The sequence below is a fragment of the Faecalispora anaeroviscerum genome (assembly GCF_947568225.1).
Classification (GTDB): domain Bacteria; phylum Bacillota; class Clostridia; order Oscillospirales; family Acutalibacteraceae; genus Faecalispora; species Faecalispora anaeroviscerum.
On sequence record NZ_CANOOQ010000001.1, the window covers coordinates 755,957 to 768,059 of the forward strand.

Below are 12,103 nucleotides of genomic sequence, written 5' to 3' on the forward strand. Positions count from 1 at the left end.
TGAGCACAAAGCGAGCCAGAGTGCCACTTTAAAAATAGGATGTTATTACGCGAATGAATTTAAAAACAAGGTGAGAATGCTGTGGCAAAACAAAAATCAATTCAAAAGGAACCCTCGCAGGTAAAGAAGCAGGCCAAACGCCCGCCTGCGGCGAGTCGGCGCCAAGGCGCTTCCGCGGCGTCGGGTGCGAAACGCTCTGAATCGAAGCCCAGAACGGAACGGGAGCTGGAGGTTTTGCGCCACCGCAATCAGATGACCGCAGTGGTGATTTTCGCTGTGGCCGTACTGATGGCGTTTCTGGTGCTTGTAAAGGGCGACCATGTATGGAATTGGGCGCATAACGTGCTTCTGGGGCTGTTCGGCAACTGTGCCATTCTGTGGCCAATCCTGCTTCTGTACATAGCAATTATTACAGCGGTAGAGCGCGTCAGTGATAATATGCGCCTTAAGGTGTGGATGATTTCCGGTATTATTATTATGGTCTGCGCAACCGTTTATATCTTCGGGCCGGAAACAGCCGTGATTCAGAAGGAAACATATTTTACGCACCTGAAAGAGCTGTATGTGCAGGGTGTCGGTCAGCGAGGGGCCGGGCTGATCAGCGGGTTGATCGGGGTGCTCTTCGTTTCTGTTTTGGGATCCGTTGGCTCGAAGATCGTCATTATTCTGCTGCTGTTTGTAATGATTATGCTGCTGACGGGTACCAGCCTGATTCAGCTTTTTAAGACTGTTACCAAGCCGGTGGATATGGTGGCGGAAAATATCGATGCTGTTCGTGAGCGCCACGCGCTGGAAAAAGGAAGATCACGGGATCCGAACATTGATATTGCTCTGGATGCGGACGAGCTGCCCGCACACCCGGTAAAATCAGACCGCACGCCGGCAGATCCTCCAGAAAAGAGTGAAAAGCTGGAGCATCTCGAGAAAATCTTTAATTTTACCGGCGGAGCTTCGCAGGAAAAAGAGGAAGAAAAGCCGCAGGTTCCGCAGCCCTCCGTACCGGCTTCGGCTCCGGTTGCAAGCACTATACCTGTACCCGCACCGACGGCCTCCGTCGCTCCTGTTCCTTCGGCATCGCAGGATGCTTTTGGCTCCGCGGCGGCCGCGGCGGCTCTCTTGCAGAAAGCTGCCATGCTGCAAACTGCCGCTCGTGAAACAGCAGTTCGGGCGGCAGAGCCTGCTCCGCAGCCGGAAGGGTATCATTTCCCGCCGCTTTCGATGCTGGAATATTCCGCCGGAGCAAATCAGGAGGATATTACCGCAGAGCTTCAGAGCAACGGCAATATGCTAGTCGGCACCCTGAAAAGCTTTGGGGTACAAACAAAAATAGTCGACATCAGCCGCGGCCCCGCTGTAACACGGTATGAACTTCAGCCGGCGCCCGGTGTGAAGATCAGCAAAATTACCAACCTCAGCGACGACATCGCCATGAACCTTGCGGCGGCAGGCGTGCGTATTGAAGCGCCAATCCCCGGTAAGGCGGCTGTGGGCATTGAAGTACCGAATAAAAATGTCAATGTGGTTCGTATGCGTGATCTGGTGGAATCGAATGCGTTTGTATCTGCAAAAAGCAAGCTGACCGTTGCCTTAGGGCGCGACATTGCCGGTGCGGTAGCGGTTACTGATCTGTCGAAGATGCCGCATCTGCTGATTGCCGGTTCCACGGGTTCCGGTAAGTCGGTGTGTATCAACTCGTTGATCGTCAGCCTGCTGTATAAGTCCACTCCGGACGAGGTGCGTTTTCTGATGGTTGACCCAAAGGTAGTGGAGCTTGGCATTTATAACGGGATTCCGCATCTGCTGGTGCCTGTGGTGACCGATCCCCGCAAGGCGGCCGGTGCGCTGGGCTGGGCAGTAACAGAAATGCTCAAGCGCTACAAAATCTTTGCGGAAAACAACGTGCGCGACCTTGCTTCTTATAATAAGCTTGCGAAAAGCAAAAATAATCAGGATGAAGAAGGCAATCCCATGCCGCATCTGCCGCAGATCGTCATCATTATTGATGAGTTGGCGGATTTGATGATGGCGGCGCCGAATGAGGTGGAGGATTCCATCTGCCGTTTGGCGCAGATGGCCCGCGCAGCTGGTATGCATCTGGTGATTGCTACACAGCGTCCCTCCGTAGACGTTATCACGGGTATCATCAAGGCCAACATCCCGAGCCGAATCGCTTTTGCGGTTTCCTCCCAGATCGATTCTCGCACTATTTTGGATATGGGCGGCGCTGAAAAGCTGCTGGGGCGCGGCGATATGCTGTTTTCCCCCGTTGGCTCGCAAAAGCCGATCCGTATTCAGGGCTGTTTTGTCAGCGACAGCGAAATCGAATCTGTCGTCACCTACGTGAAGAAGGTGCAGGATTCCGGCTATGATCAGTCGGTTATCGAAGAAATCGAGCGCAACGCTGTGGCGGAAAAGGACGTTTCTGGCGGGAATGGTTCGGATGCTGAAACGACAGACCCCATGATGAACGAAGCAATCAAATGCGTGGTCGAAGCCGGACAGGCTTCTACCTCTTTGCTCCAGCGCCGGCTGCGTCTGGGCTATGCCCGAGCGGGTCGATTGATCGACGAAATGGAGCAGCTTGGGGTAGTAGGCCCCCACGAGGGCTCAAAGCCGCGTCAGGTTCTTTTGACCCGCCAGCAATACCTTGAAATGACCATGCAGCAGGCGGATTGTAACAACGAATAAATACCCGATCAAAGGAGAAATCCCGGGGATGAAGCCACAAACGACCATAGGGGAATCCCGGAAAAAGCATTTATTTTTGACCGGTCTGGCGGTATTTCTGCTCTGCCTGGGTCTTTTGCCCGCTTTCCTTCCCGGAGGGTATTCCGCTTGGTGGCGGCAGGTTTATTCTGCCACAGGATTGTCCGACTTTTCCAGTATTGCAGACGATTTTCCTATGTCGATGCATGTGCTGGAGGTTGGGAAGGCCGACTCCATTCTGGTGGAGTGCCAGGGAAAATATCTTCTGGTGGATGGCGGAACGCCGGATCAGTCTGAGAAGGTAAACCGTTATCTGGCTAGACGTGGGGTGACGACTCTTGATTATGTTATTAATACGCACCCGGACAGCGACCACATCGGCGGGCTTGGCGGAGTGGTCAAGGAATTTTCAGTCGGCCGCTATTTCATGCCGCAGTTGCCGGCAAAGCTAATCCCGTCAGATTTTGCCTATTCCAATACGATGAAGGTTTTGGAAGAAAAGCAGATATCGGTAGAGTATCTGCATGGCGGCAATACTTTGAGCCTGGGAGAGCTGTCCGTTCAGGTTCTAGCGCCACTCTCAGTGCTGGATACCACAAACGACAATTCCATTGTGTTGCTGCTTACGTTTGGCCAAACCCGATTTTTGCTGATGGGCGATGCGGAAGCCGATGAGGAGTTGGTGCTTTTGTCTTCGGGGCTGAATCTGAGCGCAGACGTGCTTAAGGTGGGGCACCACGGCAGCAAAACCTCCAGCACGGCAGCTTTTTTAGCTGCCGTAACACCAAAATATGCCGCGGTTTCTGTGGAAGACAGCAATTATGAGCTGCCGAACCGCCAGGTTATGGATCGTCTGAACCGTTTTTCCGCCGTTGTGGGGCGTACTGATGTCAGTGGTACGTTGCTGTACTGTAGTGACGGAACAAGCGTTACCTATCAAACAGAAAGGTGATTCTATGAAAAATTTGATTGTCGACCGTTTCGAGGGCATGTATGCCATCTGCGAGGACGCAGAAAAAAAATTCTTTGCTATTGAGCTGTCAGAGCTCCCGAAAGAGGTGCGTGAGGGGGATGTGCTGGAAATCAATGAGGATGGAATCCTTTCAGTGAATGCGGAAAAAACGGCGGAGCGCCGCAGCCAGATTGGCCGCAAGCAGGATTCTCTGTGGGGGTCATGACGTTTCACCATTTGGAATAATGAAAGGGATGGTTTTCGGCTCTGGCCACGGCCATCCTTTTTTTATTGTTTCGAGTGCATATTTTTATTTTTTCTGTTCAAGCTGTTTTAGAAAAGATAAATACATTTATCATTGATGAGTTTCATCCTCCGCTTGAGGAGAGGCGACAAACTCAAGGAGCTGAGATGAATCTTTTTAGACGGAAAGCAGTATATTTTTTTGAAATTGATTGACAAACAGAAATGGTAGGGTTAATATAATTACAACATCTAGTTTTAAAAACTATGTAAATGAAACGGAGGTGCCTCAAGTTGGCAGAACAATCAGAACGGGCGCTGCAGCTGAACGGGTATGCGCTCAGGCAAAAAGGAAAAGAAGAGAAAAATGAGTGGCGAAAAACCAGACGCGGTGAATTGGGACTGCCGTCATACAGTGTGGGGGAAGAGGTTGCCAATGCCGTTACACACGGCGTCGGGGCCATCTTGGCACTGGTTGCTTTATTTGTCCTGTATGCTGCCGCTCCCAATGAGATTTTTCCTCAGGTGGTTGTCAGTATTTATGCCGTAACGCTGTTTTTGTTGTATTTCGTTTCCACCATGTACCATGCGCTTGGCGTATGCAAGGCAAAGCGTGTGTTTCAGGTGTTGGATCACTGCACCATCTTTCTGTTGATCGCAGGTTCCTATACGCCAATTACTCTGATCGCTTTGGCGGGAAAAACCGGCTTCGTCCTTTTTTCTGTGGTATGGGCTGCTGCAATTATCGGTATTGTTTTAAATGTGGCGGATATGGAACGTTTTCGCAAGATATCGATGATCTGCTACATTGCGATGGGATGGATCGTGGTTTTTGCGTTCGGCCCCTTGGTTCAGGCACTTCAACTGCATGATCTAATTCTGCTGATTGGCGGCGGTGTTGCCTATACCGCAGGCGCTATCATTTATCAAAAAGGGAAAAAGATTCCGTATTTGCATTCCGTGTGGCACCTGTTTGTTCTGGCTGGCAGCATCCTGCATTTCTTTATGATTTATCATATGGTTGTGCAGCTGTAACGAAGAATTTAAGATAAATTGAGAATAAAAGTTTTGAAGGCCTCCAGAGGCGGGTTGATCCTGTCTCTGGAGGCCTTTTGAAATAACGGTAATTCCAGCTATAAAGAACCCCTGTTCCGGATGTTTCGGAACAGGGGAGGTATTTTTGTGAGCAATTCAATTTTGTGACTCCCTGGGAGATTCGGCAGAACATTACAATGCAAGCTTTTTGCTCATTAATTCCACATTGCTGCAATAGGTCAGCGCAGTTTCCTTTGAAATAACTCTTTCTCTATAAAGGCGAAGCAGGTCGTTGTCCATTGAGAGCATTCCAATTGCAGCATTCGCGGAAATGGCATTGTCAATCTGATGGGTTTTTGCCTCGCGGATCATATGGCGGATTGCGCTGTTGACCAGCAGAATCTCAAATGCCGGGACAAGAGTGCCGTCCAGCGAGGGAATCAGTTGTTGAGAAACGACAGCCTGCAATACCATCGAAAGCTGAACACGAATTTGATACTGCTGGTTCTGGGGGAACACATCAATAATGCGGTCAATTGCGCTGGAGGCCCCCAAGGTATGCAGGGTAGAGAGAATCAGCTGGCCGGTTTCGGCAGCCGTTACAGCCGTGGATATGGTTTCATAGTCGCGCATTTCACCAATCAAAATTACGTCGGGGGCCTGCCGGAGTGCGGCGCGGAGCGCGGGAATATACCCACGGGTATCGTTGTCGATTTCTCGCTGGCTGACAATGCTTTTTTTATGGGCATGCAGAAACTCGATCGGGTCTTCAATGGTAATAATATGGCTGTTGCGCGTTTGATTAATCTGTTCAATCAAACATGCGAGAGTAGTGGTTTTGCCGCTGCCGGCTGGCCCGGTGATCAGAACCAGTCCCCGTTCTTTATTGGCCAGGTACATTACAGTTTGAGGAATATGGAGCGCACGAGGCTCGGGCAGTTCAAACCCTAAAATACGCAGAACAGCTGCGCAGGAGTTTCTCTGTAAATAGGCATTGCAGCGGAACCGGCCCAGCTTGGGAATGGAAAAAGAGAAATCGTCGTCGCCCTTTTGCAAAAAGGCCTGAAAATCACGCTGGCTCGCAATTTCAAAAATTTGAGAGATGATCAGCTTTGCGTTATCCGGCATTAACTTTTCATCATTCATCGGCTGAATCATATCGTTGATTTTATAAGAAGCTGGGCATCCGGAAATGATAAAAATATCGGATGCGCCTTTCAATACGGCTGTTTGAAGCATTTCCAGAATTTCCATATAGAGTGAGATTCCTTTCGTTTCGGTTAAGGCTGAGAGCCTTGCCAGACATTTAACGGCTGGTCGGCTCCGTCCCATTCATTGGAGGCAGCCAGATGATAATAGAGAACCCGATAGCGTTCTGGTCCGGTGATCGGCTGTATCTCCACCTGGATTTCCTGAACTGAGCCGGCGGGGATGGAAAAAGCAATGCTGCTGGAATCGGCTGCAAGAGACAAAGAAACATCGTCGATCATTGTACCGTTCAGGCGCTGTGACAGCTCAGCTTCACTCATAGAGGGATTTTCCCGAAGTAAGCGGGTTAACTCGGCGTCAATGCCGCTTAAAACCTGCTGTGCCTTGGAATCAGCCACATAATAAGCCTGAACGCTTTGCATCTGCTTTTTCGTCAGATCCCAGTCAGAACGCACGGCGGAAAAGGAAAGAATTCCGAAGGCAGTCAGGCACAGAACAACAAATACCATAAACAGGGAAGAGAGCCCTACGCCGGGGAATAGCTGCCGTCTGCTTTGCTTCATTTACGGTTCCTCCTGTTCTAAGGAAAAGGAAGGAAAATAGCGCTGTGAGGTCAGAGAAAACAACTCTTTCTTGTCATTGGATTTTTGGGAATAAACCGAAACCTCCAGTGTCATTACTGTGCCGGCCTCTGTTGCGGAAGACTGAAGATGCTTCTCCGCGTAGTAAACGCCTCCCGAAGAAACCGGAGCCCAGTTTTCGTCGTAACGGGAGATAAAAGCCTCTCCCTGCACTGTGGATTCCTTTTCCCCAAAGGACTGCTCCGCATCGGCAGGGCTTTTGATTGAATGCAGCGTTTCAGCTGCCGTTTGCGCGGTGGCTATGGCAAGCTGGGTGTCTGTGTTCTTTTTGGCGGTGGCATTCGTTGCAAAGAAAATCTGTAACACGGCAACGGAAGAAACCGCAAGAAAAAAAATTACAAAAATAATTTCAATAAAAAAAGGATGAATCCGCACGGCGTGTTTCATCAGGCTTCACCTCATTCTGTTAAGAGGCTCTCGGGCAGACAGAAACTGAAAATTGCCTGCCATTCTGAGCAGTCGCGGAAATGACAAATAATTTACCGCTTTTTGTCACAGCAAATTGATTTATTTGCGTGATTTTCTCTCCATATTCCGGCTCAAAAGGGTCCTGATCACCGGCAAAAAGCTCCATTAAATATCCGTCACGAAAATACAGATATGTGTTCCCGCTCTTTTCGGTCTCTTGGGAACGGATCAAAAGTACCTGCTGGTTATCGAGTGATTCGATCGAAATATTGTCCGCGTTGTCTGCGGAACGAATTTGATTGGCCGTATAGGACAGCGCGGCACGAATCTGATGATTGACAGTAATCGAGTGCAAACTGTTTCGATAGGCGTCGGCTCCCAATGTCACTAGAAAAAGAGAAGCAGCGGTAAACACACAGGCAATCAGCAGAGCAAAAAAGGTTTGCGTAGACTGGTGTGTTTTTTCATTCACGGCTTGGCCTCCTCGGAATGGCCCCGCTCAACGAGGCGAATTTCGGGCTTGATATTGGAAGCGAAAATCTGGTAATCAACATAATATTTTTGATCGTCCACCTGGACTCCATAATTTTCTTCCAAGTATTCAAAACTGGGAGGATACGTTCCCTCAATTGCATAGCAGTTGATGACGGCCCGGTCGATTTTTTGAAGAAGTAGACTGCTGGTGTTCCGGCGGTTGACCTGTTCCAAGTGGGTAAACCCGATCGAAAATGCAGCAAGAAGCGCTGCAAACAGGAGCAAAGAAAGAAAACGGCGCATTTTCATAGAAAATCCCTCTTTTAGATGATGCTGGTCATAATTCCGATCAGCGGCAGCATAACGGAAAGAAGGAGCGCACCGATCACCACGGAAACCAGACCTACCAGAATTGGTTCGATCAGGGCAATTTTCTGATTCATCAACTCCAGAGCCTCTTCCGTATCGATGTCTGCAATTTTAGACAGAACCTTTTCCATGCTGCCGGCGCTTTCTCCCACGCGGATCATACTGAAGCGCGGCCCGGAGAACAGCCCGGTCTGCTGCAAAGCGGACGAAAGGGGAGCCCCACCTTCCACGGCCTGAGCTGCTTTCTTTGCATTTTCAAGATTGCGGGGGTTCTGCAAAATATCCGGCATTAAATTTAAAGACTCCGAAACGTCGTATCCGCTGCTGAGAAGGATGGACAATGCGGAAGCAAACTGGGCGGAATCGATTCTGTTAATGATTTTAGCGAGAAAAGGAACCCGGTAACAGACAGAAAGAAAGGCCCAGCGGCCACGCCGGGTTTCGGCGAACAGGACAGCCAAAAGCATGGAAAGCCCTGCCAGAACCATAATGACTACGGTGACCCGTCCTGCGGTAATCCCCATAGTTACCGCACGGTACGAAACAGCGGAATCATACGAGCTCAGTCCGTCAAATACCTGCCGAAACACCGGCAGAATTTTGGCGGTAAGCACTGCAAGAATTGCGGCAACCATAAAAATCAGGATGAGGGGATAGGTAACGGCTCCCTTAATTTGGCGCAGGATCTGATCCTCACGCTGATAATGAACGGCAAGGCTGGCCATAACGTCATCGAGTCTGCCGGTCTTTTTTCCGATTTCTACCATATGTACCATATATGACGGGAAAAAAGAGGATTCGCGAATAGCCTGGCTGAATGAGCCGCACTGGGTGGTTGCGTCGCACACGCTTTGAAGCATCTTTTTTTGCCGGGGATTTTCTGTGTTTTCACAAATTACGGCAATTCCTTCTTCTAAAGGAATTGCCGATTCTAACATCCAGGAAATCTGTGAGCAGAGTAAAGCGAGCTCGCCTGCCGTAAAGACGGTACTGTTTTTTTCAAGCATTTTCATTCCTCCGGCCTTCGTCGGTTAATAGATGCGAGCCGTCGTATATCCGGTTCCAATCGTGTTGGATGCACCAAGGGTGGAATCCATTAGATTCCAGCCTGTTTTAGACACCTCAATTTTTATGGAGATCCATCCTGTTCCCTGTAAATAGACTTCATTCCAAGCATGTGTTACGGCCAGTGTGTCGACAGAACCGACCACCACTTTGGAGGGAATCCCCTGTGAGCGCAGCATTGCCGCCATTAGAGAAGAGTAATCAAAGCAAATCCCTTTCTGAGAGGTCAGAATTGAGTCCACGTTCGGCACATAGCTGGAGGTTACTTTGGCTGCCTTTTCAAAATCATATTTAATATTTTTAATCATATAGTTGTAAATGGCTTTCAGCTTTTCAACATCGGTGCCAGAGCTTGCACACAGTTCTGAAGCTTTTTTGACCGCAAGAGAGGATGCGGTGTAATTCACATACTGGTTTGTGTGCAAAAACGGTGCATTTTCGCTCGACAGCGCTACCGCCAGGGAAATGCCATATAGTTCCCTATAATAATTGCCGGACACGTTTTCCAGAACGCGGACAGAATACTGTCCGCTTCCCATTTGCAAGGGGTAGGTTTCAGCAGTGCCCTTGCTGTTCAGGTCGTAATTGTAGGCGGCGCTGTCCTTCTTGATCTGAACCTTTAGGTGCTTATCAGCGCCCGCATATTTCACCTGAATCGTGCCGTTTGCAGCGGTGCTGGAGTCGATGATAACGCCGTTCCGGGAGAAAACGGTCGATGCAGCCGTCTGGAACGGAACAGATTCATAGACCATCTGTTTCAAAACGCCGTCGTTTGATAATTGAGCGCTACTTTCTGCATTTGTAACTGGCCGGCCCAGAAGAGCCGCACCGGATAAAATGCTGTTGCGTGCCGTGATTTCTGCAGAGGTGACCGGCGCACACGCACCAAGTAAGCAGGTGCTGGCGAGCAGCAAACACAGCGCAGTTATTTTTTTAGGTTGCAGAAACATTGTATTTTTCATGGAGCCCCTCCGGACAAGTGAATTGCAGTAAATTTAAAAAAGATTATAAAATCCCGCTCAATGGAGGAAAGGTCCTGTTTTATCAGAAAATCGTTTTAGTGAAAGCAGTATTTGGATATTTCAGGAAGTATTATTGTTTAGTTTTAGTATATCATGGGTCATAAAAAAATACAAGAAAATAATCGAGAAGCTTACTTTCTATTTGAGATAGCACGAATCGTGATGCTCATGGGAAATAGCCTTTCATTATTTTTGTTTATACTGTAATTGCTGATTTCGCATTCTTTTTGTCAGGTCAGAAACAAATCAAGTTCATCAAAGAAAAGGGGCCTCGGTTTCATGTTTTTCACTGTTAGCCTTCGAAGCAAAAAAAGCATTGCCGCTCTTGCGCTGGTTCTAATTCTGCTGGTTACCGGTGTGACCGGGGCCACCGTGGGAGCACTGGGCAGCAACCGAAAATTTGAGGGGGTGCCGCTCACTATTGTGATGTACCACGGGGTGATCAAAGACAGCCGGCATCAGGGAACCTACATGATCTCTCCGCAGCTGCTGGAAAGCGACATGAAATACTTAAAAGAGAAGGGGTATACCGCGGTAGTGGTTCAGGATCTGATCGACTACGTCGACAAGGGTAAGCCTCTGCCGGAAAGACCCGTAATGCTCACCTTTGACGACGGGTATTACAATAATTATGTGTACGCTTACCCCTTGTCCCTAAAATATAATATGAAGATCGTCATCTCGCCGATTGGATATTTTACAGAAAAGTACAGTGAGTCCGGTGAGGAAAATGAGTTGTATTCTCATGTTACCTGGACAGAAATCAATGAAATGATGCAGTCCGGCATGGTGGAGATTCAAAACCACAGTTACCATCTGCATGGAACGGCCGATACAGGACGCCTTGGCGCGCAGAAGAACAAACGAGAGACTACGGAAGCCTATACGACGCTCCTGACGAATGACTTGACCGAGATGCAGGAGCTCATCCGTTCCCACACGGGGTGGACCCCTACTGCCTTTACCTATCCGTTTGGGATCATCAGTAAAGAATCCTTTCCTGTTGTGCATAGCATGGGGTTTCGAGCCTCCCTAAGCTGTGAGGAACGGATCAACGATATTACCCGCGATCCGGAAAGTTTGTATCTGCTGGGGCGTTTTTTGCGCACTCCGGGCAAAACCAGCGAAAGTTTTTTTGCCACACGGCTGAAATAACCTTCTTGTGATTACCGGTTTTTTCTTTTCCGCATATCATGGAACAAAAGGAGGAAGCTGTTTATGCCTAATATTTATCTTAGTCCGTCCCTGCAGCCATATAACGAATACGTAAACGGCGGAAGTGAGCAATATCATATGAATATTCTCGCGGACAATATAGAGCCGTATCTGCGCGCCAATGGAATCCGCTTTACGCGAAATACGGTTGGTATGACGCTCGGCCAGGCAATCCGCGAATCGAATGCAGGGTATTACGACCTGCATCTTGCATTGCATTCTAATGCCGCACCCCCGGCCCTTGCCGGTCAGCTGCGCGGTACCGATGTCTACTATTATCCATACAGCACTGCCGGTAGCCGCGCGGCGGAGATCATTGCCAAAAATTATAAAGAAATTTATCCGATACCCGAAAAGGTACGTACAATGCCGACCACGACGCTTGTAGAAATCACCAAAACGAATGCCCCCTCTGTTCTAATTGAAACGGCATACCACGATAATCCGGAGGACGCAGACTGGCTCGTAAATAATATGCCGGAAATTGCGGCTAATCTGGTGAAATCCCTGACAGAGATTTTCGGAATCCCGTTTATCGATAACCCCCAGCCAGCGCGTACCGCAAAGGTGGTAACACAGGGGGGTAACCTGAATATTCGCAGCAAACCCAGCCTGGATGCTCCTGTGATCGGTCAGGCACCCAACGGTGCCACAATTACTGTTCTAGGTGAATGGCAGGGGTGGTATGTTGTCAATTACAACGGTATTATCGGTTATGCCAGCAGTCAGTATATTCGGTAACACATGAAAGTGTGGCTCAAACA

Annotated in this window: 13 protein-coding genes; 6 read left to right on the forward strand and 7 right to left on the reverse strand. The window is 49.1% G+C overall.

Translation table 11 applies throughout. The annotated features are described in order from the left end of the window. The first annotated feature begins 81 nt into the window (after positions 1–81). The 4 genes from QOS46_RS03725 to trhA all read left to right on the forward strand — a co-directional run bounded on the left by QOS46_RS03725 (position 82) and on the right by trhA (position 4,936). Entirely contained in the window at positions 82–2,688 is a 2,607-nt protein-coding gene (locus QOS46_RS03725) for an FtsK/SpoIIIE family DNA translocase (RefSeq protein WP_283607387.1), read from the forward strand. Positions 2,689–2,716: 28 nt separating this feature from the next. Next, entirely contained in the window at positions 2,717–3,658 is a 942-nt protein-coding gene (locus QOS46_RS03730; protein ID WP_283607388.1) for a ComEC/Rec2 family competence protein, read from the forward strand. A 4-nt stretch (positions 3,659–3,662) separates the two neighbouring features. Continuing rightward, on the forward strand, positions 3,663–3,884 hold the full coding sequence (locus QOS46_RS03735; protein WP_283607389.1) for a DUF3006 domain-containing protein: 222 nt from the start codon (positions 3,663–3,665) through the stop codon (positions 3,882–3,884). A 311-nt stretch (positions 3,885–4,195) separates the two neighbouring features. Beyond that, positions 4,196–4,936, forward strand: coding sequence for a PAQR family membrane homeostasis protein TrhA (gene trhA / locus QOS46_RS03740; RefSeq protein WP_283607390.1), 741 nt, complete (start codon positions 4,196–4,198; stop codon positions 4,934–4,936). A gap of 192 nt (positions 4,937–5,128) precedes the next feature. Here trhA and QOS46_RS03745 read toward each other — a convergent pair whose 3' ends face one another. From QOS46_RS03745 to QOS46_RS03775, 7 genes are read right to left on the reverse strand one after another with little or no spacing between them, the layout of a single operon-like run. Then, positions 5,129–6,190, reverse strand: coding sequence for a type IV pilus twitching motility protein PilT (locus tag QOS46_RS03745; protein WP_283607391.1), 1,062 nt, complete (start codon positions 6,188–6,190; stop codon positions 5,129–5,131). Between the two features lie 26 nt (positions 6,191–6,216). Next, entirely contained in the window at positions 6,217–6,708 is a 492-nt protein-coding gene (locus QOS46_RS03750; protein ID WP_283607392.1) for a hypothetical protein, read from the reverse strand. Continuing rightward, positions 6,709–7,173, reverse strand: a complete 465-nt coding sequence (locus QOS46_RS03755; protein ID WP_283607393.1) for a hypothetical protein — start codon at positions 7,171–7,173, stop codon at positions 6,709–6,711. It lies immediately after the preceding gene. A 19-nt stretch (positions 7,174–7,192) separates the two neighbouring features. After that, positions 7,193–7,666 carry a DUF4860 domain-containing protein gene (locus QOS46_RS03760; RefSeq protein WP_283607394.1) on the reverse strand — a complete coding sequence of 158 codons (474 nt, stop codon included), beginning with the start codon at positions 7,664–7,666 and terminating at the stop codon, positions 7,193–7,195. Then, complete coding sequence (locus QOS46_RS03765; protein WP_283607395.1) at positions 7,663–7,977, reverse strand: hypothetical protein; 315 nt, start codon at positions 7,975–7,977, stop codon at positions 7,663–7,665. Before QOS46_RS03765 ends, QOS46_RS03760 begins: the two co-directional genes overlap by 4 nt. A 14-nt stretch (positions 7,978–7,991) precedes the next feature. Further along, complete coding sequence (locus tag QOS46_RS03770; RefSeq protein WP_283607396.1) at positions 7,992–9,044, reverse strand: type II secretion system F family protein; 1,053 nt, start codon at positions 9,042–9,044, stop codon at positions 7,992–7,994. A 24-nt stretch (positions 9,045–9,068) separates the two neighbouring features. Next, a complete protein-coding gene (locus QOS46_RS03775; RefSeq protein ID WP_283607397.1) occupies positions 9,069–10,064 on the reverse strand; it encodes a transglutaminase-like domain-containing protein in 996 nt (331 codons plus the stop codon). A gap of 339 nt (positions 10,065–10,403) precedes the next feature. On the opposite strand from QOS46_RS03775, the gene QOS46_RS03780 reads away from it, so the two are divergent. After that, a complete protein-coding gene (locus QOS46_RS03780; RefSeq protein WP_283607398.1) occupies positions 10,404–11,279 on the forward strand; it encodes a polysaccharide deacetylase family protein in 876 nt (291 codons plus the stop codon). A 63-nt stretch (positions 11,280–11,342) separates the two neighbouring features. After that, complete coding sequence (locus QOS46_RS03785) at positions 11,343–12,080, forward strand: SH3 domain-containing protein (protein WP_283607399.1); 738 nt, start codon at positions 11,343–11,345, stop codon at positions 12,078–12,080. Positions 12,081–12,103 lie beyond the last annotated feature (23 nt).